Annotated in this window: 24 protein-coding genes; 13 read left to right on the forward strand and 11 right to left on the reverse strand. The window is 55.5% G+C overall.

Annotation, left to right across the window (positions count from 1 at the left end):
* The first annotated feature begins 14 nt into the window (after positions 1-14).
* Entirely contained in the window at positions 15-737 is a 723-nt protein-coding gene (gene arsH / locus D4100_RS10135) for an arsenical resistance protein ArsH (RefSeq protein WP_119804246.1), read from the forward strand.
* A gap of 35 nt (positions 738-772) precedes the next feature.
* On the opposite strand, the gene arsC is transcribed toward arsH, so the two are convergent.
* The 3 genes from arsC to D4100_RS10150 all read right to left on the reverse strand — a co-directional run bounded on the left by arsC (position 773) and on the right by D4100_RS10150 (position 2,915).
* On the reverse strand, positions 773-1,201 hold the full coding sequence (gene arsC, locus D4100_RS10140; protein WP_119804247.1) for a glutaredoxin-dependent arsenate reductase: 429 nt from the start codon (positions 1,199-1,201) through the stop codon (positions 773-775).
* A 20-nt stretch (positions 1,202-1,221) separates the two neighbouring features.
* Entirely contained in the window at positions 1,222-2,505 is a 1,284-nt protein-coding gene (locus tag D4100_RS10145; protein WP_119804248.1) for an arsenic transporter, read from the reverse strand.
* A gap of 71 nt (positions 2,506-2,576) precedes the next feature.
* Positions 2,577-2,915: a metalloregulator ArsR/SmtB family transcription factor gene (locus tag D4100_RS10150; protein WP_119804249.1), complete on the reverse strand. Its 339-nt coding sequence runs from the start codon at positions 2,913-2,915 to the stop codon at positions 2,577-2,579.
* Between the two features lie 165 nt (positions 2,916-3,080).
* On the opposite strand from D4100_RS10150, the gene D4100_RS10155 reads away from it, so the two are divergent.
* Both D4100_RS10155 and D4100_RS10160 read left to right on the forward strand, forming a co-directional pair.
* Positions 3,081-4,190 (forward strand): YbdK family carboxylate-amine ligase, encoded by a 1,110-nt coding sequence (locus D4100_RS10155; protein ID WP_119804250.1) that lies wholly within the window; start codon positions 3,081-3,083, stop codon positions 4,188-4,190.
* Between the two features lie 132 nt (positions 4,191-4,322).
* Entirely contained in the window at positions 4,323-4,502 is a 180-nt protein-coding gene (locus D4100_RS10160; RefSeq protein ID WP_006319248.1) for a hypothetical protein, read from the forward strand.
* 71 nt (positions 4,503-4,573) lie between these two features.
* On the opposite strand, the gene D4100_RS10165 is transcribed toward D4100_RS10160, so the two are convergent.
* Positions 4,574-5,494, reverse strand: coding sequence for a LysR family transcriptional regulator (locus D4100_RS10165; protein ID WP_119804251.1), 921 nt, complete (start codon positions 5,492-5,494; stop codon positions 4,574-4,576).
* A gap of 101 nt (positions 5,495-5,595) precedes the next feature.
* On the opposite strand from D4100_RS10165, the gene D4100_RS10170 reads away from it, so the two are divergent.
* The 4 genes from D4100_RS10170 (at position 5,596) to D4100_RS10185 (ending at position 8,014) form a co-directional block, all read left to right on the forward strand.
* On the forward strand, positions 5,596-6,060 hold the full coding sequence (locus D4100_RS10170) for a DMT family transporter (RefSeq protein WP_119804252.1): 465 nt from the start codon (positions 5,596-5,598) through the stop codon (positions 6,058-6,060).
* 4 nt (positions 6,061-6,064) lie between these two features.
* Entirely contained in the window at positions 6,065-6,514 is a 450-nt protein-coding gene (locus D4100_RS10175) for a DMT family transporter (RefSeq protein WP_006319251.1), read from the forward strand.
* Between the two features lie 127 nt (positions 6,515-6,641).
* The gene (locus D4100_RS10180) at positions 6,642-7,238 is read left to right on the forward strand and encodes a hypothetical protein (RefSeq protein ID WP_006319252.1); all 597 of its coding nucleotides are present in this window, start codon (positions 6,642-6,644) and stop codon (positions 7,236-7,238) included.
* Positions 7,239-7,240: 2 nt separating this feature from the next.
* Positions 7,241-8,014 (forward strand): DUF3307 domain-containing protein, encoded by a 774-nt coding sequence (locus D4100_RS10185; protein ID WP_006319253.1) that lies wholly within the window; start codon positions 7,241-7,243, stop codon positions 8,012-8,014.
* 32 nt (positions 8,015-8,046) lie between these two features.
* Here the strand turns inward: D4100_RS10185 and mgtA are convergent, their stop codons facing one another.
* Together mgtA and D4100_RS10195 are read right to left on the reverse strand one after the other, a co-directional pair.
* The gene (gene mgtA / locus D4100_RS10190) at positions 8,047-10,746 is read right to left on the reverse strand and encodes a magnesium-translocating P-type ATPase (RefSeq protein ID WP_119804253.1); all 2,700 of its coding nucleotides are present in this window, start codon (positions 10,744-10,746) and stop codon (positions 8,047-8,049) included.
* Positions 10,747-10,946: 200 nt separating this feature from the next.
* Positions 10,947-11,645, reverse strand: a complete 699-nt coding sequence (locus tag D4100_RS10195; protein ID WP_006319255.1) for an MgtC family protein — start codon at positions 11,643-11,645, stop codon at positions 10,947-10,949.
* 676 nt (positions 11,646-12,321) lie between these two features.
* Here D4100_RS10195 and D4100_RS10205 point away from each other — a divergent pair.
* On the forward strand, positions 12,322-13,707 hold the full coding sequence (locus D4100_RS10205) for a CoA transferase (protein WP_119804255.1): 1,386 nt from the start codon (positions 12,322-12,324) through the stop codon (positions 13,705-13,707).
* A gap of 2 nt (positions 13,708-13,709) precedes the next feature.
* On the opposite strand, the gene D4100_RS10210 is transcribed toward D4100_RS10205, so the two are convergent.
* Positions 13,710-14,582 carry a LysR substrate-binding domain-containing protein gene (locus D4100_RS10210; protein ID WP_006319257.1) on the reverse strand — a complete coding sequence of 291 codons (873 nt, stop codon included), beginning with the start codon at positions 14,580-14,582 and terminating at the stop codon, positions 13,710-13,712.
* Between the two features lie 101 nt (positions 14,583-14,683).
* On the opposite strand from D4100_RS10210, the gene D4100_RS10215 reads away from it, so the two are divergent.
* Complete coding sequence (locus D4100_RS10215) at positions 14,684-16,099, forward strand: pyridoxal phosphate-dependent decarboxylase family protein (protein ID WP_006319258.1); 1,416 nt, start codon at positions 14,684-14,686, stop codon at positions 16,097-16,099.
* Positions 16,100-16,852: 753 nt separating this feature from the next.
* The gene (gene rcsA, locus D4100_RS10220; RefSeq protein WP_006319259.1) at positions 16,853-17,482 is read left to right on the forward strand and encodes a transcriptional regulator RcsA; all 630 of its coding nucleotides are present in this window, start codon (positions 16,853-16,855) and stop codon (positions 17,480-17,482) included.
* Between the two features lie 237 nt (positions 17,483-17,719).
* Here the strand turns inward: rcsA and dsrB are convergent, their stop codons facing one another.
* The 3 genes from dsrB to D4100_RS10235 all read right to left on the reverse strand — a co-directional run bounded on the left by dsrB (position 17,720) and on the right by D4100_RS10235 (position 18,966).
* On the reverse strand, positions 17,720-17,914 hold the full coding sequence (gene dsrB / locus D4100_RS10225) for a protein DsrB (RefSeq protein ID WP_006319260.1): 195 nt from the start codon (positions 17,912-17,914) through the stop codon (positions 17,720-17,722).
* A gap of 344 nt (positions 17,915-18,258) precedes the next feature.
* Positions 18,259-18,471 carry a transcription antiterminator/RNA stability regulator CspE gene (gene cspE / locus D4100_RS10230; RefSeq protein ID WP_004946278.1) on the reverse strand — a complete coding sequence of 71 codons (213 nt, stop codon included), beginning with the start codon at positions 18,469-18,471 and terminating at the stop codon, positions 18,259-18,261.
* A 261-nt stretch (positions 18,472-18,732) separates the two neighbouring features.
* Positions 18,733-18,966 (reverse strand): hypothetical protein, encoded by a 234-nt coding sequence (locus D4100_RS10235; protein WP_119804256.1) that lies wholly within the window; start codon positions 18,964-18,966, stop codon positions 18,733-18,735.
* 53 nt (positions 18,967-19,019) lie between these two features.
* Between D4100_RS10235 and D4100_RS10240 the strand changes: the two genes are divergently transcribed.
* From D4100_RS10240 to D4100_RS10250, 3 genes are all read left to right on the forward strand, one after another.
* On the forward strand, positions 19,020-19,391 hold the full coding sequence (locus D4100_RS10240) for a hypothetical protein (RefSeq protein ID WP_119804257.1): 372 nt from the start codon (positions 19,020-19,022) through the stop codon (positions 19,389-19,391).
* Positions 19,392-19,898: 507 nt separating this feature from the next.
* On the forward strand, positions 19,899-20,108 hold the full coding sequence (locus D4100_RS10245) for a hypothetical protein (protein ID WP_006319262.1): 210 nt from the start codon (positions 19,899-19,901) through the stop codon (positions 20,106-20,108).
* 159 nt (positions 20,109-20,267) lie between these two features.
* Positions 20,268-21,275 carry an NAD(P)H-quinone oxidoreductase gene (locus D4100_RS10250; RefSeq protein WP_119804258.1) on the forward strand — a complete coding sequence of 336 codons (1,008 nt, stop codon included), beginning with the start codon at positions 20,268-20,270 and terminating at the stop codon, positions 21,273-21,275.
* A 79-nt stretch (positions 21,276-21,354) separates the two neighbouring features.
* Here the strand turns inward: D4100_RS10250 and D4100_RS10255 are convergent, their stop codons facing one another.
* Positions 21,355-22,407 (reverse strand): SDR family oxidoreductase, encoded by a 1,053-nt coding sequence (locus D4100_RS10255; protein WP_119804259.1) that lies wholly within the window; start codon positions 22,405-22,407, stop codon positions 21,355-21,357.
* Between the last annotated feature and the right edge of the window lie 56 nt (positions 22,408-22,463).

The following is a 22,463-nucleotide window of genomic DNA, read 5'->3' on the forward strand; positions in this document are numbered from 1 at the left end:
CAAGAGAATGAATCATGACCGATAAATTATCCGATCTGCCGCAGATTGACCCGCTACTGTTTGACCGCGCCATTAGCCATGAAAGGCTACAGTCGGTGCCGCCGGCACACCCACCGCGTATTTTGATGCTTTACGGTTCGGTACGTGAACGCTCCTACAGCCGCCTGGCAACGGAAGAAGCCGCACGCCTATTGGCTGCCATGGGCGCGGAAGTGCGTATTTTCAACCCGTCCGGTTTGCCCCTGCCGGATGACGCGCCGGAATCACATCCCAAAGTTCAGGAACTGCGTGAGCTGGTGTTGTGGTCGGAAGGCATGGTGTGGTGTTCTCCGGAACGCCACGGTGCCATGACCGGCATCATGAAGAGCCAAATCGACTGGATCCCGTTGAGCGTCGGCGCGGTACGCCCATCACAGGGAAAAACCCTGGCGGTGATGCAGGTCAGCGGGGGTTCGCAGTCATTCAACGCGGTCAATCAAATGCGCATTTTAGGGCGCTGGATGCGGATGCTCACTATCCCCAATCAGTCTTCGGTCGCCAAGGCCTGGCAGGAATTTGAAGAGGATGGCCGCATGAAACCCTCCGCTTACTACGATCGTATTGTCGATGTCATGGAGGAACTGATGAAGTTCACCCTGCTGACGCGGGGCAATGCCGATTACCTGGTCGACCGCTACAGCGAGAGGAAGGAAAGCGCGGCTGAACTGTCTGCGCGGGTCAATCAACGCAGCATTTGACAAATCAGGCCCGCGCTGCGGGCCTGATTTGTTCATTATCCCGTGATTCGTTGCCCCTGCGCATCAATCACCGGCTCGCCGTCTTCTTTGCTGAACGCGCCTTGCTGGGGATCCGGCAGGATATCCAGCACCGCTTCCGACGGACGGCACAGCCGCGTGCCCAACGGCGTCACCACGATCGGCCGGTTAATCAAAATCGGCTGCTGCAGCATAAAGTCGATCAGTTTATCGTCGCTCCACTGCGCGTCCGCCAGCCCCAATTGTTGATAAGGTTCGACATTTTTGCGCAGCAACTCACGCGCGGCAATGCCCATATCGGCAATCAGTTTGACCAGTTGCTCACGGCTGGGCGGCGTCTCCAGATACAGAATCACCGCAGGCTCCACACCGCTGTTGCGGATCAGTGCCAGCGTATTGCGCGAAGTGCCGCAGGCCGGGTTATGGTAAATGGTTATCTGGCTCATGGGGTTCTCTCTTGTAAACACTAAAGCGACAGGCGCAGGGCCAGAGCCGCCAACGCAACGAACAACACCGGAAGTGTCATCACTATCCCCACCCGGAAGTAATATCCCCAGGTGATGACGATATTTTTCTGCGACAGCACATGCAGCCACAGCAACGTAGCCAGGCTGCCGATTGGCGTAATTTTCGGCCCCAGATCGCTGCCTATTACGTTGGCGTAAATCATCGCCTGCTTGATCACGCCGTCTGCGTTGCTGCCGTCGATCGACAGCGCGCCCACCAGCACGGTCGGCATGTTGTTCATGATCGAAGACAGGAACGCCGTCAGGAATCCGGTGCCGAACGTGGCCACCCACAACCCCCGTTCGGCCAGGCCATCCAGCATACCGGACAGCAAGTCGGTCAGCCCCGCGTTGCGCAGCCCATAAACCACCAGGTACATGCCCAACGAGAACACCACGATCTGCCAGGGCGCGCCGCGCAATACTTTACCGGTATCAATCGCATGGCCTCTTTTCGCCACAGCCAGCAGGATCAGCGCACCCACGGCGGCGACCAGGCTGACCGGAACGCCGAGCGGCTCCAGGCCAAAGAACCCTACCAGCAGCAAGGCCAGCACGCCCCAACCGGCTTTAAAGGTCGGCAAATCGCGGATAGCCTCACGCGGCGACCGCAGCAGCGTCAGGTCATAGCTCACCGGAATGTCCTTGCGAAAATACAGGTGCAGCATCACCAACGTCGCGACGATGGCGGCAATGTCCACCGGCACCATCACCGCAGCATATTGAGTAAAGCCCAGCTTGAAAAAATCTGCCGAGACAATGTTCACCAGATTAGAAACCACCAGCGGCAGGCTGGCAGTGTCGGCAATAAAGCCCGCGGCCATGACGAACGCCAGCGTGGCACCAGAGCTGAACCCCAGGGCCAGCAGCATCGCAATCACAATCGGCGTCAGGATCAGCGCCGCACCATCGTTGGCGAACAGCGCCGCCACGGTCGCCCCCAACAGCACGATATAAGTGAACAACCAGCGCCCTTTACCCTTGCCCCAGCGCGCCACGTGCAACGCCGCCCACTCAAAGAAGCCGGATTCATCCAGCAGCAGACTGATGACGATCACCGCGATAAAGGTCGCCGTGGCGTTCCAGACAATGTGCCAAACCAGGGGAATATCACCGAGGTGCACTACACCGGTCAGCAGTGCCAGCACCGCCCCGAGCGAAGCGCTCCAGCCAATACCCAACCCTTTTGGCTGCCAGATCACCAAAATGAGCGTCAGAATAAAAATTGCTCCAGCCAGTACCATCATCGCTCCCTGGCGCATTACGCCATAAATACATATGATTTTTCGAATATATAAAAACAAATTTTTTAACGTTACCGGCAGAGCGCCCGGCCACCCGCTGCGGTTTGCTGCGCCAGTTCGCTGAACCGTTGTTGCTGGCTGAGCCAGGCTTGCTCGATAATCGCCGCGGCCCAGGCCGGCATATGCGGCGACAACCGGTAATAGATCCACTTACCTTCACGACGATCGAGCAACAGGCCGCTTTCACGCAGCATAGCGAGATGCCGGGAGATTTTTGGCTGCGATTCGCCTAACGCGCCGGACAGTTCGCACACGCACAGTTCCCCCGCCTGGCGCAACAACAACACCAGGTTCAGCCGGGTGTCGTCCGACAGATTTTTAAACAGTTTCAGCGGCGTCAGTGATGGCATAAATTTCTCTCCGAATGATCACCGCCATCATAATCCGCAGCCGGGCGATGTCAACAACACATATGGATAATCAAATGTAATGACCGCTTCACCCGGTATCCGCAAACGCTAAAACCCCACTGGCGCACTATACTGAATGCACCGCCGTAGATCTGGAGGTGTGTAATGCCGCTACCCTTCAAACGTTCGAAAAGGCTTACCCTGGGCACAGAGATAGAACTGCAACTGGTGGATAACGAAAACTACGATCTGTCACACAAGGCCGATCGGTTGGTTGAAGACATCGGCGACCCAAAACGCGTCAAGCACGAGCTGACCAAATCGATGGTGGAGTTAAACAGCTCGGTGCATACCAATCTTGGCGAACTGCTGGCCGAGCTGAACGAACTGACCGGGAAGATACGCGCCGGAGCGCAGCGCATTGATTGCGACGTCTGCGGTGGAGGCCGCCATCTGAGCAACGACTGGCGTCAACAGGTCATTACCGACTCCGAACGCTACAAATTGCTGGCCAGCCGCTTTGGCTATCTTTCCAAACTGGCCTGCGTGTTCGGCCAGCATATTCATATCGGCGTCAACGACGGTGATGAGGCTATGTATCTGTGTCATGCCATGACGCCCTATTTGCCCCATCTGATTGCCCTGAGCGCCTCTTCGCCGATCTACCAGGGGGTCGATACCCTGTTTGCCAGTTCCCGCTTCAGCGCGCAAAATTCTTTCCCCAACTACGGCTGCCTTGAGCAAATCTATAATTGGGACGAATTCACCCTGTATTATGAAAGGCTTACCAGCGCAGGGGTGATTGAAAGCATCAAGGACATTTATTGGGACGCGCGGCCAAAGCCGGAGTTGGGTACGGTGGAAATCAGGGTCTGCGATACGCCGTTGCATATTCATCATGCGGTGACATTGGCCGGCTATTGTCGTCTGCTGGCCAGATACCTGTTGGATAACAGGCAAAAGGTGGTTGCGGAATATGCCGCCTTTACCAACTACAACAAGATCAACGCCTGTCGCCACGGCTTTGGCGCCGACTATGTGGATCCCGCCACGCTGCGCCGTTACAGCCTGACGTCTCATATGCTGGCCACCTTCGCCGCACTGCGGCCCGGCGTGCAAAATAGCGAAGAAAACGCGCTGCTCGACGATGTTGAGCATTACGTCAAAATCGCGGTGAACGATGCGGACCACATACGCCGCCTGCGACATAACGGCCTGCAGCAAGAGGAAGTGATCAAACAACTCTGCCACGAACTGTTGCAGCCGCAACATTAAAACGGCTCACCACGGCGAAGAGGCCACACAGGTTTCAGCTATCGATTCCATACGCCAAAGCGACTGTTCATTACGTGCTATTCCCCTACAATCAGCCTTAACAAAACATCACTTATTCTCACCGGGGGCACGATGTACAATTTCTCACGCTATCAGGCAAAAGAGCTGGCGCTGGCTTATATGAGCGGCAAAAAACACGATCTGTCGCCGCAAGAATTTCTGCAGCAGTTGAAAAGCAGCGAAAGATCTTTTGAATACTTGCTGAAGCACGGCGCCGAGCAGCCGCGCGAAATGTTGGTCAAAAGCTTTTAACCCCTACCGCCGCCTTCGCCGGTGGCATGCCAAACAGGCGTGCGTCTTCCCGGCCGAATGGCAATGCGCTTTCATGAGTCACGCAGAACGTCCCAATAAGGCCGTTCCCCACCCAATTGCGCCAGCAGAAAATCGACAAAGGCCGTGACCTTCGCCGGCACGTGTTTGCGTTCCGGGTACACGGCATAAATCGCGTGTTCCGGCAGCCGGTAATCCGGCAACAGTTCGACCAATCGCCCCTGCGCAAGATCCTCACCGACGATAAAGGTCGGCATCTGACAAATCCCCAGGCCGGCGAGCAAGGCTTCGCGCAGCGCCTCACTGTTATTCACCTGGTAATTCCCTCGCGGTTGAAAACGCACTCCCCCTTCCGGCCCCTGAAACTGCCATTCGCTGCCCGCACGATAGTAGCTGTAAAACAGGCAGTTATGCTGCGCCAACTGCGCCAGATCCTTTGGCGTGCCGCTGCGCGCCAGATAAGCCGGTGCGGCGCACAATACGCTGTAGCAGGGCGCGATGCGCCGGGCGATCAGGCTCGAATCGGCAAGCCGACCAATGCGGATCGCCAGGTCATAGCCCCCTTCCACCAGATCGACCAGCTTATCGTCCATCATCATATTGATTTCCACCTCCGGGCTGGCGGTCAAAAAAACCGGAATCAACGGCGCAATATGCAAACGGCCGAACACCATCGGCACGCTGAGCCGCAAAATGCCCTGCGGCTGCCCCTGCAAACGCGTGATGGCGTCTTCCCCTTCTTGCGCCACCGCGCAGGCGTTCCGGGCATAACCGAAATACTGCTCGCCCGCCTCGGTCAGGCTCAGACTGCGGGTGGTGCGATGCAGCAACTGCACGCCCAGCGAGCCTTCCAACTGGGCAATGCGTTTACTTACCGCAGACTTGGTAATACCCAGCCGCTGGCCGGCCGCTGAAAAGCTGCCGCATTCCACTACCGCCACAAACAGCGGGATCGCCGCAAAGTTATCGGTCATTTATCGTCAACTTTTACTCAACAATGAGTTTCCAGTGTAGTGGATTATGGCGATAACGAAAACAATGTACGCTACTCGCCACAGTAAAAATGGAACCTGAGATGATGATACGCGGACGTTTTTCCGATCCTTTGCTGGCGTTAACCGCCGGTGCTTTGCTCGCCCTGATGATCAGTGTCAACAGCGGGCTGGCGAGCTATAACAGCCCGCTATTCGCTTCGTGGGTGGCTCATGGCGTTGGCGCGATCGCCGCCTGGTTGTTGTTGCAGTTGCTGCCGTTCCGCCGTACGCCCCTCTCCTCTGCGGCGGCTGTGGCAGCCCCCCGTTGGGCCTATTTGGGCGGCATTCCCGGCGCCCTGACGGTGGTAGTGGCCGCCATCACCGTCAATAGCCCGCTGGCGCTTTCCGGCAGCCTGGCGCTCATGCTTACCGGCCAGGTGTTGTTCGGCATGCTTTCCGACAGCCGCGGTTGGTTTGGCGTCATTAAACGCCGCCTGCGCGCCAACGACATTATCGCCACGTTGCTGATCCTCTTCGGCTGCGCCCTGCTTATTTTTGTGAGATAGCCCCATGCTAACCCTGATACTCCTCGCACTGTTCAATGGCGTCCTCATCAGCATCAGCCGTGCGGTCAATGGCCGCCTGGCGTTGAGCCGCGGCGCTTTCCACGCCTCGCTGTGCAATCACATCCTCGGTTTTTTGTTCCTCAGCCTGCTGCTGGCGATGGGCGGTGGGTTCAATGGCCTCGCCCTTGGTCATGCCCCGTGGGGAGCCTATTTGGGCGGGGTCATCGGTGCGCTGTTCGTGGCGCTGAACAGTTATGTGCTACCGCGCCTTGGCACGCTGCGCGCCGCACTGCTGATTATCAGCGGCCAGATGTTGGCGGGCGTCGTCATCGATCGCCTGCGCGACAGCGGCGGTTCCGCCGGCGCGCAGATCCTGGGGGTTGGGCTGATCCTGCTCGGCGTCTATCTGGCGCGGAGGGAAAAACCCCTTATTACGCTGCTCCAACGCCCTTAAATTGCGCGAATAATTCGCCTGTAGAAGCGAATAAACCAAAAATTCGCATTCAGATGCGAATAATTGACATATTCGTATTTAGATGCGAATTTTAACGGTGAGTTATCGCTTCAAAGCAGAGAAAAACATGCAAACACAACTCAGCGTGATCACCGGCGATCTGGTCAACTCGCGGCAGCTCGACACCGCAAATTACATTACCGGGCTAAATGCCCTGCTCAACCGACTGCAACAGGCCAAGCTTATACAGCGGTTCGAGATTTTCCGCGGCGACAGCTTCCAGGCGGTGGCCGAACCGCAATCCGGCCTGCTGCTGGCGGCGTATATCCGCATCGCGCTCAAAGCGATGGACGCCGGCCAGTGGGATGCCCGTATCGCTGTGGGCCTGGGTGACGGCCAGGCGCAAGCAGCCGGTTATGCCAGCGCCTTTGTCAATTCCGGCCACGCACTGGACAGCCTGGAGAAAAATTGCAGGCTGGCTCTGAAAAATGACCATGCCGAGACGAATACCATTGTCAGCGATCTGCTGCCGATGTTAGATCATGTGATTGGTCGCCTGTCGCAAGCCGAGGCGCAGATAGTACAGGCGAGGATGTTTGCCGCCACCAACCTGGAGGTGGCCGAGAAACTGCATAAAGCCGCGTCCACGGTCTCCGCAACGCTAAAACGAGCGGCCTATGAGGAGATCATGCGATTTATTCACGCGATTAACAGGATCACCTGAATATGGATTTGACCTACGCGCCGTTACTGACCTGGTTGCTGATTGCCCATTTACTGGCTGATTTCCCGCTGCAACCACTCAGTTGGGTGGAGGATAAAACCCGCCGGCGCGCACGCTCGCCTTTGCTGCTGTTGCACGCCTTGCTGCACGCTGTACTGGCCGCCTGCGCAGTGGCGGGTTTCAGTCTGCAGCATGGCGGGCTCTCCACAGCCGGGGCGCTGGCTACTTTGCCGGTTATCGCCATCAGCCACTATATTATCGACCTGCTGAAAGTCACGCTCCTGGCTCGCCTCAGCCGGGCCGGCGGTTTTCTGCTCGATCAATGCCTGCATCTGGCGGTGATTGTTTTGCTGTGGTTGTGCCTGATGCCGGAACCCCGCAGCCTGCTGGCCACGCTTGGCACCGCCGTTACCGGGGCGCAGTTTGGGCTGCTGTTGCTGGCGTATTTAGTGATTTACATGCCGATGGGCGTACTGATTGGGCAACTGCTGGCGCACTGGACACCGCAAATGCCGCTCTCGGCCAAAGCCGACAACGACTCGCTGTTGCGCGCGGGCAAGCAGATTGGCTATCTGGAAAGAACGCTGATCCTGACGTTTGTGTTGATCGGCCAAATTCCGGCGATCGGCTTTTTGCTGGCCGCAAAGTCTATTTTTCGCTTTGGCGATCTGCGGCAGAGCGATGACAAAATGCGTACCGAGTATGTACTGCTCGGTACGCTGTTTTCCTTTACGCTGACCATCTTGCTCGGTCTGCTGGTGAAAAAATTGTTATAACCGCCGGGTATTGCGCCCGGCGGTCAGGGTAATTACAGCCACTCACCAAAGCGGCGAATATAGAAACGCTTCATCATCTGCGCCACGACGCAATAGCTGACCAGCGTGCCGGCCAGCCACGGGAAGTATTCCCACGGCAAGGGCTGCAACCCAACCCAGGCACCGAGCGGCGAGAACGGCAGATAAATGCCCAACGCCATGACCAGCGCCGTGGTCAGCAGAACCGGCAATGCGGCGGTGCTTTGGATGAACGGGATCTTCTGGGTGCGCAGCATGTGCACCACCAGCGTTTGCGACAGCAACCCTTCAATAAACCAGCCAGACTGGAACAATGCCTGATGTTCGACACTGTTGGCGGCGAAGACGAACCACATCAGCGCATAAGTGGTGATATCAAAAATGGATGAGGTTGGCCCAATCCACAGCATAAAGCGGCCGATGTTCTTCGCATCCCACTTGCGCGGCTTGCGCAGGAACTCTTTGTCCATCTTGTCCCACGGCAGCGACAACTGGGAAATATCGTACATCAGGTTCTGAATCAACAGATGGATCGCCAGCATCGGCAAGAACGGGATAAACGCGCTGGCCACCAGCACCGAAAACACGTTGCCGAAGTTGGAGCTGGCAGTCATGTTCAGGTATTTGATGATATTGCCGAAGGTTTCCCGGCCTTTGATTACTCCCTCTTCCAGCACCATCAGGTTTTTTTCCAGCAGAATGATATCCGCCGACTCCTTGGCAATATCGGTACCGGTATCCACCGAGATACCGACGTCCGCATCGCGCAGCGCCGGGGCATCGTTAATGCCGTCGCCGAGGAACCCGACGGTATGGCCATTCGCCTGCAACATCTTCAACACCCGCGATTTCTGCAGCGGCGTCAGTTTGGTAAAGACCGTGCGTTGTTCCACTTCGCGCGCCAGCGTTTCATCGTCCATCTGTTCGATTTGCGGGCCGGAGAGCGGCTCGCCCGGCTCCAGCCCCACATCGCGGCAAATCTTGCAGGTGATCACCGGGTTATCGCCGGTCAGCACCTTCACCGTCACGCCGTTTTCCTGCAATGCGGCTATCGCTTCCTGCGCGCTCTCTTTTGGCGGGTCGAGGAAGGTCAGGACGCCCTGAATCACCATGTCGCGCTCATCGGCCACGCTCAGCGGCAAGGATGCTTTCCGCTCGCCCAGCTCCCGCGTCGCCAGCACCAGCACGCGGAACCCGTCCTCATTATACTGAGCGGCAAGCGCCTGCAGCGCTACACGCCGCGCCTCATCCAGCACCAGCGTCTGCTGCCCCTCACGCACGTGGGTGGCGATGTCCAGCATCTCCTCCACCGCCCCTTTGCAGATCAGCCGCTGTTGACCATTTTCATCCGCCACCACGATCGACAAACGGCGGCGCACAAAATCGAACGGCAGCTCATCCACCTTGCTAAAACGCCCCAGCGCCTCAATGCCCGGCTTGCCGCGCCCGAAGCGGATCACCGCCTGATCCATCAGGTTTTTCATGCCGCTTTGGTGGGCGCTGTTCAACCACGCCAGATGCAACACCTGATTGTCTTTGGTGCCGCCGGCGTCCAGATGATGTTCGAGGATAATGCGATCCTGGGTCAGGGTGCCGGTTTTATCCGTACAGAGCACGTCCATCGCACCGAAGTTCTGAATGGCGTTCAGGCGCTTGACCACCACTTTGCGCCGCGACATGGCGATTGCGCCCTTCGCCAGGTTGGAGCTGACGATCATCGGCAGCATCTCCGGCGTCAAACCCACCGCCACCGCCAAAGCAAACAGCGCCGCTTCGCTCCAGTCGCCTTTGGTAAAGCCGTTGATCAGCAACACAATCGGCACCATCACCAGCATAAAGCGGATCAGCAGCCAGCTGACGCTGTTCACCCCACGGTCGAAGGCGGTTTGCGAACGGGAACCGACGATCGACTTGGCCAGCGAACCAAAATAGGTGCGCCCTCCGGTCGCCACCACAACCGCCGTGGCGGTGCCGCTGGCAACATTGGTACCCATCAGGCAGATGTTCGGCAGCTCCAACAGCGCATGCTCGCTGGAGACTTCTTCCTCGCTCGATTTTTGGCTGACGTTGCCCATCGCATCGTATTTCTCGATCGGGATCGCCTCCCCGGTCAGGATCGCCTGGCTGATGAACAGATCGCGTGAGGCAAGCAGGCGCACGTCCGCCGGCACCATGTCCCCGGCGGAAAGCTGGATGATATCGCCCGGCACCAGTTCGCGGATGGGGACTTCCAACGTCAAGGGTTGTGCGCTGAAGCTGCTGCGACGCAAGACCGTTGCGGTGGTACGCACCATCGATTTCAGCGTTTCCGCCGCCTTGTTGGTGCGGTATTCCTGCCAGAAACGCAGCAGCCCACTGAGTGCAACCATCACCAGTATGATGATCACGCCAATGAGATCGGTTTCTTCACCGCGCCGGAGAGGCAACCAGTAGTCGGTAAAGAAACTGATCGCAGCCAGCACCATCAGAACAAAGATAAACGGGTTATTAAACGCGCCAATCAGTTGCACCAGCGCGTGCGGCGCTTTCTCATGGGCGACCTGGTTAACGCCAAATTGCTCCAGGCGTTCATCGGCATCCTCCTGGGTCAGGCCGGTGCGGTTGCATTTTAAATTTGCCAGCGTCTGGTCGAGGCTATTTTTCGCCTCTTGCGCGATGGCGTAAGGTGCCTTTTTTTTATCGCGGCGGCGCAGGTTGTCATTGATATAGGTCATAACGCTATTCTCTTATCTTATTCTGCGCACAGGGTTACCCCGCCTGATTAACAGGTGAATAGGCGCAGAATGGGATTTATTTAATTAGCGTAATTACCGCTGTTTATAATTGCAGGCAATTACGCCGAATAATTGACATTATGGGGTCACCGTCCATACCACCTCCTTATCACCAAAACAAAGTGAATATGAATTAAAAATTAAACCGGCAATTCAGAAACCACGCGCCAGCGTACGGCGCTAACGCTTTTTTCCAGACTGACGCGGCAGACAATACCTTCAATTTCTTTTTGCGCTGCGGGATTGGCCGTTATCTCCGCACAAACCTCAAGCTGACCTGGGAGGGATATATCGGCGCTGCGCAAGGATTGCAATCTTAATGCCACGCCATTCAGCGCCTGCAATATCAGGGTGCGTACCAGTATTTCATCTTGTTCGCCGCAGGTAACCTGAATGCGATAACACAATTCCAGATCGATCGCCTGCTGTTGCGGTTGCAGATTGATGCGCTGGGCCGCTTCGCGCAACAGAATATTCGCGCACAGGATCACCAGCGTCGCCAGTACCGCATTCCAGTACTGCCCCAGGCCGCACAGCACACCAATCGCCGCCGAGCACCACAGCGTGGCGGCGGTATTCAGGCCACGGATGTTCAGCCCTTCCCGCATGATCACCCCGGCGCCCAGAAAGCCGATGCCGGAAACAATTTGCGCGGCAACCCGCCCGGCGCTGGAAGGATCGGTGGACATGGAACTGAGAATAAACACCGCCGCACCGGTGGCCACCAGCGCATTGGTACGCAGGCCGGCCATACGCTGACGCCACTGCCGCTCGGCGCCAATAACCGCGCCCAGGCTCATCGCCAGTAATAAATTTAAAACGAAAGGAGTCATAGCCATGACTGTCCCCTTAATAAACTGCAGGAGATAAAATCATGTGCTTTTTAGCACACGCGAAATTGCGCCAATAATATATTAGCGAACGAGCGCGTCAGTGCCTGGAGGGAAAAGACTGTGGTTGCAAATTACCATAATAACGTCCAAATCAATTCGCCTGATGCCATTGGGCCTCAGGTACAACAATGAGATTCGGGTTTGCACAGCTCGGAATAACAAGAGAGGGGTGCTGCCCGCCGTTTTCGGCAAGCAACAAATCAGAAGAGGATTGGTCAGCTTGCCTTATTTATATCGCTACAACTAAAACTGTCCAATTTTGTTTCCTCACTGAAATTTTGGCTGAGTATAGTGACGCAGGGTAATGATGTAAAGGCGAATTTATTAAACGGAAATTAAACTGAATAACGCCATTTATTTGACCTGCAACGCAATCTGCCGAATTGGTTTTGGGTAATACCTCTATTATCTATAGACTGGCGCCTCAACAGGACAATAATCCCCGAACGATAAACATGCTTCTCCTTGCCATCAGCCTCGCCCTGCTTTGCCGCCTTGTCCGACCTGCAAAGCACGCCAAGCTGGCGGATGGTCGCCCCCCTGAACGCCATGCAATAGCAACTCCGGCCGGGGTGAACTACGCTAGGCTCAGTCCCCCGATCGGCAACGATGGAGTTTACTGATGCCTACCCTTACTCAAAAGCTACTCGAAGAGATCTGGCAAAGCCTGGGTCACAGCGCCACGCCAGTGGCACCATTGACGGTCAGCGGTGAAGGCGAACTGGCCAGCGCATTCCCGGTGACCGAACTGGCTACGGCTTGCTGGGGAGCTGCCGGCCTGGCCTGCGCCGGGCTGTTGCAACAAAGCAAAGGCGGTATGCCGACGGTATTTGTCGATCGTCGGCTGGCTTCGCTGTGGTTCGGCTGGACCTTGCGGCCGCTGGGGTGGCAACTGCCTGCCGCCTGGGACGCGCTGGCCGGCGACTATGCCACGCGCGACGGCTGGATCCGCCTGCATACCAATGCGCCACATCACCGTACAGCGGTGGAGCAGATACTGGGGCCGCATCAGGATAAAGGCACGCTGGCGCAAAAGGTGCTGGAGTGGCAAAAAAGCGAATTGGAACAGGCGGTGATCGAGGCCGGCGGCTGCGCGGCGGAAATGCGCCCGGTCGAGGCATGGCGGCGGCATATTCAAGGCAAAAGCGTCGCGCTGGAACCGTTAATCCACCAAACACTGCAACCGGAAGCCCCGCCGCCTGACTGGGTGCTGCCGGCCGCCAGACCGCTGCACGGCGTGCGAGTGCTGGATCTGACGCGGATTATCGCCGGGCCGATCGCCACCCGCTTTCTGGCCGGGTTGGGCGCGGACGTATTGCGTATCGATCCCTACGGTTGGGATGAGCCGGGCGTCGAGCATGAAGTGATCCTCGGTAAACGCTGTGCACGCCTGAACCTGCATAACGCTCACGATCGCCACACCTTTGAGCATCTGCTGAAAAATGCCGATGTCATCGTTCATGGCTACCGCGCCGGCGCGCTGGAAAAATTGGGCTATGGCGCGGAACAACGGCGCGCGCTGTCGCCGGGGTTGATCGACGTCTGTCTGAACGCTTACGGCTGGAGCGGCCCGTGGCGCGGGCGGCGCGGCTTCGATAGCCTGGTGCAAATGAGTTGCGGGCTGGCGTCCTCGGGCATGACGTGGAAAAACGCCGCCATGCCGCTGCCATTGCCGGTACAGGCGCTGGATCACGCTACCGGTTACCTGATGGCGACGGCGGTGCTGCATGGCATGCGCGAGCGGCTGGCGCGCGGCACCGGTTACAGTGCACGGCTTTCCCTGGCCTGCACCGCGCAGTTGCTGTTCGATAATCCTTATCCGCAGGGGCATCTGTCAAAACCGCTGGCGCCGGTAACCGCCGCCGATGAAAACCCGGAAACCGAGTTGACCCACTGGGGTGCAGCGCAACGTCTTGGTGCCCCGTTGCATTTGAAGGGTACCGCGCTGCTCTGGGCGCTGCCCGCCACCGCTCTTGGCACTTCCCAGCCGGAATGGCTTCGCCGATGACCTCAGGCCAACTGGCGCTGCAACCAGTGCAATAACTCTTCGACCGCCGGCGTCAATCCGGCGGTCTGTGGCCAAACCAGGTAAAAATCGCCCTTATCCAGATGCTTTGCCTCGGCCAGCGCCACCAAACGGCCCTCCGCCAGGGCATCGCTCACCAGCAGCCTTTTCACCAGCGCAATGCCGAACCCCTGCTCGGCGGCGCGGATCAGCAAACCGGCGTCATTGAACAGCGCCAGTTGCCGGCCGCACTCCCCTCTTTGGTGCGCCGCAAACCAACTGCGCCAGGGAGCAACATCATGCTCCAACAGTGGCGTGTTCGGTGAACCCTTGTCGAATGCCGCCTGCCACTGCTGAGCCAACTCTGGGGTAGCCACCGGCACCACATCCCCGGCAGCGATGCGCCGTGCCTGCAAGTTCGGCCATTGCCCCTCGCCAATCCGAATAGCCGCATCAAATCCTTTACGCGCCAGATCTTGCACCGCCAGCGAAGCGTCAATTTCCAGCGCAATGCCGGCGCAGGCCTCGCGGAAAGCCGGCAGGCGCGGCATTAACCAATAGTGTGCGAAGGAAGGCAGCACGCTGATGCGCAACCTGTGGCTTTGCGCAACGCGCCTGACGCGGCCAATCCCCTGTTGCAGCGCCTGCAGCGCCGGTTCCGCCACCGCCAGCAGTTCGTGGCCGGCGGCATTCAGACGAACCCCGCGCCCATGCCGTTCAAACAGCGCGCAGCCGATCGCCTGTTCGAGCTGCTGGATCTGTTGGCTGACCGCGCCGTGGGTAAGATGCACCTGCTGCGCGGTGGCGCGCAAATTCTCCAGTTTGGCGGCAATCACAAAAGTCGGCAGGGTATGCAAGGGAACACGCTCATTGAACATTGGTTAGTCCAGCTATCCAAAAGGGTCATTTTTCATCGATTTTCGCACTAAAGCAAATGGTCTATGGTGTCACCCTTAACCTCTTCTCTCCGGAGCCACAGATGCACCCTCGTTTACAGCAGGATCTTGACCAATTTCCACAGATACTCGACCGGACCCGTCAGTTGGCAGACGAATTTCTGGCCGGGTTGAAGCAGCGCCCGGTTTACCCTCCTCTTGAGGCCCAGCAGCTGCAATTGGGCGACGACCAACTGGCGGACAGTGGCAACGGCGCCTTGGCGACGCTGGAAGATTTCTGGTTGCGCTATGCCGAGGGTCTTTCAGGCAGCGCCGGGCCACGCTATTTTGGCTTTGTCACCGGCGGTGCGACCCCGGCTGCGCTGGCGGCGGATTGGCTGGTTAGTGCCATAGACCAAAACTGCCTGCTGAGCCACGACACCGTTGCCGCAGCGATTGAGCTGGCGACTATTGAGCAATTGAAGTCGTTACTGGGTTTACCGAAAGCATTTAGCGGCAGCTTTGTCAGCGGGGCGACCATGGCCAACTTTGTCGGCATCGCTATTGGCCGCCAGTGGCTGGGGCAACAGCGTGGGATCGATGTCGCCGAACAAGGACTCGCGGCATTAGGACCCATTCAGGTGCTGTCGGCGAGTGCCCATGCCAGCAGCGTGAAGGCGCTCAGCATGCTTGGGATCGGCCGCGATGCGCTGAAAATCATCGACAGCCTGCCGGATTCCGAAGCCATAGACACCGCCGCGCTGGAGCGGCACCTGGCCGCCAGCAATGGCGCGCCTGTCATCGTGCTGGCCAGCGCCGGCACGGTCAACACCGTGACTTTCGACGATCTGCCGCGTCTGCTGGCACTGCGCGAACGTTACCCGTTCTGGTTGCACGTTGATGCCGCTTTTGGCGGTGTCGCCGCCTGTTCACCGGACTATGCCCCATTGTTAACCGGCTGGGAACAAGCGGATTCAATCACCGTTGATGCGCATAAATGGTTGAATGTGCCCTACGACAGCGCCATTCAATTCACCCGTCATTTGGCGCTGCAGATGCAGGTTTTTCAGAACCATTCGGTCTATATGGAAGCGCCAACGTTGCGCCCGGACGACTACCTGCACCTGACGCCGGAAAACTCGCGGCGTTTCCGCGCCCTGCCGCTATGGATGGCGCTGAAAGCCTATGGCCGCAGCGGCATGCAGGACATGGTCGATCGTAATATCCGGTTGGCACGCCGACTGGGCGCAGAGTTGGATGCCAGCGAAGGTTTTCATCTGCTGGCACCGGTCAATTTGAACGTGGTGTGCTTTGCTCTCAGTAACGTTAAAGGGGATGCCGAAACCGCGCGGGATCGCTTTATCGCCCGGCTCGATCGGCATGGCGTCGTACGTTGTACCCCCACTCGCTTTAACGGGCAACCCGGGATCCGCGCCGCATTGGTTAATTGGATGACAGAAGAAGAAGATATCCGCCTGGCGCTGGAATCGTTGCGGCACTGCCTGCCTGAAGCGTTTTAATCACAGTGTTTAAGGGCGCCCTTGCGGCGCCCGTTTCATGATTGATTGCGGCCGGTCGCAGGCCTGGAATAGTGTAGAACTCCCACCTCCATCAAAGCCATATTGGCCATGACGAACGAAAACAGTTCAGAAAAACCAATTAATCACTCTCTGACATTTCTCACATTTTGTGAAATAGCACATATAGCCACATCAACTCTTTGTTATATCTTCAGTTTCCTTAACAAAGAACCGGTTCCATGTTAACTCTATGTGATTATTGGATATCATGACTGATAAAAAAAGAAAGAATTCTCATTACCAAAAATGAAAAACAAAAGACCAACATACTGATATATAACAGTAATTATTGAAAAATCACGATTTTACAACATTCATCACGCTGAATAATTAGGCTAAAAAATGTTAAAAAAACAACACATGAATTTTTTTTAAGAATTTTCCTAGCAATCAAAAATTTCATTTCGTGACATGATGCATAGATTCGATCATAACGATGCCTGTAGGCACGCGGTTCAAGCATAAGTTAGCGTTGTTGCCAGCCAAATTATCGATTAGCAGATTGTTCTGACTTAAGCTAAACTTATAGATTCACATGATTAATTAGTTTAGAAAGAAAATATCATTGAGTGCCGTCGTATTTATTGATAGAACACTCGCTATATGTGAAATTTTGTTCCTTTTTTTTGCCTTTAGGCTTCAGGCTTTTTCTCTTTGTTACCGCGGTAAAACGGATTTAAGTGGGGGTGCGATATGCCAACGATCATTATGGATTCATGCAGCTATACAAGATTGGGTTTAACAGACTACCTGACAGCACACGGAGTAAAAAAACGCCAAATTAATGCCATCAACGACATCGACGATCTGCATGAAAAATGCAGCAAGTTGAAACCTAGCCTGGTGTTTATTAACGAAGATTGCTTTATACACGAAGCCAATGCGACAGAACGTATAAAAGGGGTGATTTCACTGCATCCGGACACCTTATTCTTCATCTTTATGGCTATCACCAACGTACATTTTGACGATTATTTATATGTTCGTAAAAATGTCATCATCTCGTCAAAATCCATCAAGCCAGAGACTATGAATCAGCTACTTAGTCACTATCTTGAGAAAAAAGCCACTCGCACGGAAAAGACCTCATTTGACCAGACGCCCGTTACGCTAAGTCAAACAGAATCGAACATGTTGCGCATGTGGATGTCGGGTCAGGGAACCATCCAGATATCCGACCAGATGCAAATTAAAGCCAAGACCGTCTCTTCCCACAAGGGAAATATCAAAAGAAAAATTAAAACGCACAACAAGCAAATTATTTACCATGTTGTCCGTTTAACCGACACCTTAACCAGTGGGATATTTGTCAATAGCCGCTAGGTAAAGAGCTTTACCGTACATTCAGCTCAGATTTGGTTTTAAATGTTTTGTTCTCCGTGCATCCTGGATATAAAACATTTATATAACCCCAATACCTGCTCGCGACGACATCCTCGGCCGCGGCGGGTATTCCCGTAGTAAAAGATAGAAAATTCCTACCCCTACGAAATAATAACTTTGCGAAAATTTGCGAATTAACTTAATGCGTTGGAAAGTTATCGGCCGTTTGTCGATAGCTTATCTGACCTGTCGCAGTTCAACGAAGGTGCCGTCACGGCTGTCAATCTCGTTGAAGAACCAGACGCCGGCAGGGTAGTCGTCCAGAGCGACCAGGTACATGATCCCTTCATTAAATTCTTCTACCGCCAGTATCACCCCTTCACGTCGCAGTTCACCGTCAGTTTTTACCGTTACCAGATCGTTAACTTTCATATTTCCCCCATCATTTATCATTGAAGTCAGTGTATTACAAAATGAGGTGTGAAAAACACTGTGCCGTAGCGGGTCGACCCGCGACATACCCATTTTAGCGTTTTCCTAAAGCGTAGCAGGCCAATGCGCCCCCATTTTTTCACTTTCTTAACGTTTTGGCCGCAGAATCTTAAGGGCACAAAGGATAGTCTGTTCACAGGTGCTTCCCCCCAGAGAGGTGCCTGCAAATGAAGAAGTAACAAGGAACTTTTGCCCGCAGACTTGCGGGCTTTTTTTCGTCTTAGGCAAATTACAGGCACAAAAAAACCCGCCTTGGCGGGTTTTTATTAATCAGCAGGAGCCGATTAGATAGCGGTAACGTTAGCCGCTGACGGACCTTTAGCACCGTTCTCGATAGAGAACTGTACGTTCTGGCCTTCAGCCAGGGTCTTGAAGCCTTGATCCTGGATAGCAGAGAAGTGTACGAACACATCTTTGCTGCCGTCTGCTGGAGTGATGAAACCAAAACCTTTAGACTCGTTGAACCACTTCACTTGACCTTTGATCATGTTAGACATGTCTAATTCCTTCAATATTAAATGTAAGCCACCATGGGCATATGATATAGCCGGTCATCAGTTACTTATGGAGGCACTAGAAAGGAAATTCGTCAGAGAAGAGCTATCTAGGATAACGCTTTAAATTTGAACTACTTTACTCAAAATGTCGTGCATAAATAGGTCTGTACCACAGGCCGAGAAGCATTAACTCATGACAGCGCTTTAATAGCAACTCTTTTTGTCGGCCCCTTGGTGTAAACGGGGTTAAACGCACAGAATTTAACCCCATCCGTTTAATTTATCAGCGTTATTGGCTGTATTTACCCGATAACAGGAGCCTGAAGCAGCCTGAATTTCTTTAAAATTCTCCCGCAGCCAGGTAGCCACCTTGTTGAGATTGAACACAATTTCGTCTTTTACAGTATCAATGCCCCTGGTCCGATGTCTGATAAAGAGAGTTTTTTTATAGACCAGCCCCGAAAGAAGACGCCCATCCCCATAAATGATAGTCATTCTCGTTGCGCTGTTTTATAGTTGCGACGCGTAATTATGAAGGGAGATCGACCATGCCGAGAAAGCGTACGCTGGCAGTATCCTGCTGCACCGCCCTGTTGATGCTGATCACTCACTCAGCCCAGGCGCTAGATTTATCTTATACCGCGCCGGAGCCAAGCCTTGCCCCTGCGCCGGTACCGCAAACCGCCCTTGGCCCGGCAGCCAAAACGGTCAAGCCGCCGGTTGTCTGGGCTGAGTCAGAAGACAAAACCGGTTTTCGCGTTGAAATGGAATGCGATCACCCCGGTTGCAGCCGTCCGCGTGCCAAACCCTATTCGGCGCTTAACGGCCCGGTGAAAAAAACCGACCGCCGCCGCCAGTCTGATCCTTACTCCACCAATCAGGATGACGATTACAGCCTGAATATGGGCTATCAGTGGTAGTTGCGCTTTAAGAGTTATCCCTATATCTGTCGCCGTGCGGAGTTCATACAATGGCTCCCTGTTCACCACTCCTCCTGGTGCTGAACATAACAAGCTGTGTTGTAAATTTTTATGCGCCTTCCTATAGGCGCTTTTTTTATGCCTAAATATCAATAATTTGCAGCGTTACAGAATGGTCTTATTGCGCTATAACGTGATAACTGTCACAAATAGCGGCTCCTTAGCCACTCTTTCTCGGAGATTAATCTCATGGCGACAGAATATATGTCTTTACTGGCGATTTTGGCCGGCATTGCAGGATATGCATTGTACAAACACTTTAAGTCACAGAAAAAAAGCACGCTGATACGTCCTCACGATCGTTGACAGAACAGTGGGAGCATAGCCCCCGGGTTATGCTCCAGGCCGCATAACCCTTCACTGTCATTTTTTCATCACAAAATTGTCACAATACAGCCATATCATGGTCGACGATTATCCGCACTGGCTTACACCAAGGATTTCGTTATGACCACCATTAAAGCAACAAACCATCAGGAAGCAGAAAAGCTGATCCGTTACGGCACAGCCAAGAAAATAGAACTGGCTTACGACATCGACAGCGACGACTTTTTCCAGCTCGCCAGCTTGTGGTGCGATAAAGGCGCCAAGATCTCTAAAGGGAAAGAGCACTTTATCGTCTCACTCAAAGGTTTCCGCATCCCGCCAAACGACTGATACCACGCCGCCCTGCGGCGGCTCCCCCTTCCCCGCCCTGAAAACCGCCCTATGATCCACATTCTCCCTTCGGCATTTCTGTAAGATAAAATACGAATTACAGCAGGCGTTTATCTACACTGTTCACAGCACCTGAACTCCAACCGGAGGAGAATGACCATGTCAGCATACCCACCACTGCCCAATACCATGAAAGCGATCGAAATCAGCCAGCCAGGCGAACCGGAAGTGCTGATTGTCGCCGAACGGCCACTGCCGACGCTGCAACAGGGTGAGATTTTGGTGAAGGTCGCCGCCGCCGGGGTTAACCGGCCTGACGTGATGCAACGCCGTGGCCAATACGCGCCGCCACCCGGCGCATCGGATATCCCCGGTCTGGAAATAGCCGGCGAAGTGGTTGCTACCGGCGTTGGGGTACAAAATTATGCCCCAGGCGATCGCGTGTGCGCCCTGATTGCCGGCGGCGGCTATGCCGAATACTGCAAAGTGCATGAGAGCAATGCGCTGCCGGTGCCCCAGAACATGAGCCTGACGGAGGCGGCAGATATCCCTGAAACTTTCTTTACCGTCTGGGTCAATGTGTTCCAGCGCGGGCATCTAAAGGCCGGTGAAACCGTGCTGATCCACGGCGGAACTTCAGGCATTGGCACTGTCGCCACCCTGCTGGCGAAAGCGTTTTGCGCCCATGTGATCACCACCGTCGGTTCCGAGGAAAAACGTCAGGCCAGCCTGGCGCTGGGTGCCGATGTGGCGATTAACTACCGCAACGAAGACTTCGTCGAGCAAACCAAACGCGCTACCAACGGCAAGGGCGCAGACGTGATTGTCGATCTGATCGCCGGAGATTACGTGGCGAAGAACTATCAGGCAGCTGCGATGGATGGCCGCATTGTGCAAATCGGCACCCAGAATGGCGTGGTCAAGGAATTGAACCTGATGCCGCTGCTGCTCAAGCGTCTGACCCACACCGGCTCTACCCTGCGCTCGCGCAGCGTGGAAGACAAGGCGAGAATTGCCGCAGATTTGCAGCAGAAGGTGTGGCCGCTGCTGGAGCGCGGCGCGTTAAAACCGCAGATCTTCAAAACTTTCCCGTTGGAACAGGCCGCCGAAGCGCATGCCTTGATGGAGTCCAGCATGCATATCGGCAAGATTATGCTGACCCTCTGAGGTGCAACACCCCGCAGTCGGTACTGCGGGGTGATATTTCAAACACCCGGCGTAGGTACGTCCGAGTGGGCGGCAGACGCTAGGGAATAATCTTTCTCTGGCGGAATTCATCAAACAGCGCAAAGAACATCGCTTCGGTCTCGACAAATTGGGTAAAGCCAAAACGCCTCGCCTTGCTGCCATCGGCAAACATGTCGTAGTCCCACGAGAAGACAAAATCGGCAAAGCGCCAGCCGGTCACCGCCTGATAATCTGTCACCGCCAGGTCATGCCGCTGCGCGAGGGTCTGCCACAACGCGGCTTTGTCCGCCATCATCTGTTCCAGCGGCATAGGCAGCGGCGGCGCCGTCTCCAGACCAAAATAATCGGCAATTTTCGGCCACATCTCGCTCCAGCGGAATACATCGCCATTATTGATGTTAAAGGCCTGATTGGCCGCTGCAGGTTCCGTCGCCGCCCACAGCGTAGCGCGCGCCAGCAGGCCGGCATCGGTCATTTCCAACAGACTGTGGTAAGCGCCCGGTTTGCCGGGAAAACGCAGCGGCAGCCCCAACGCTTTGCTGATTGAGGCATAAACGGCAATGGTCAGCGCCAGATTCATTGGATTGCCGAGCGAAAACCCGCCGACCACGCTGGGCCGAATCGCGCTCCAGCGCCAGCGTTTGCCCTGCTGGCACCGCTCAAGGTAGTTTTGCTGATCCACGTTAAACTCCGGCGGCATATGCCCGGCGTCACTTTCCCGCGCCGGGGTTTTAAATGGCCCCAAATGCGCGCCGTATACCTTGTACCCCTGCATCAGGCTGATGTGCTCCAGCCCTTGCGCCACCGGCTCTACCGCTTCCACCACGTTCGCCAGCATCGTCAGGTTCGGTGCCACCAGCCCCGCCCAATCTGGCGCGTCCTGATAGGCGGCATAGAAAATGTGGCTGACCTGCGTCAGAGGTTGCAGTGCGTCGCGCGTCATCTGCGCATCCAGCAGATCAACCGCCAGATAGCGCACTTGTGGCCGGTCCACGCCCCCGCGGCGCGACAAGCCAACCACTTGCCACCCCTGCGCGACCAGTTCCTCAATCAGTTTACGGCCGATAACGCCGTTAGCGCCGACGACCAGCGCCAGTTTGCTGCTTTGCATGTTGTGTCTCCCGTTCATCATGGATGCAGTTACTGTGATCGATTAGCAAAGCTTGC

The organism is Serratia inhibens (assembly GCF_003591175.1).
Lineage (GTDB): Bacteria > Pseudomonadota > Gammaproteobacteria > Enterobacterales > Enterobacteriaceae > Serratia > Serratia inhibens.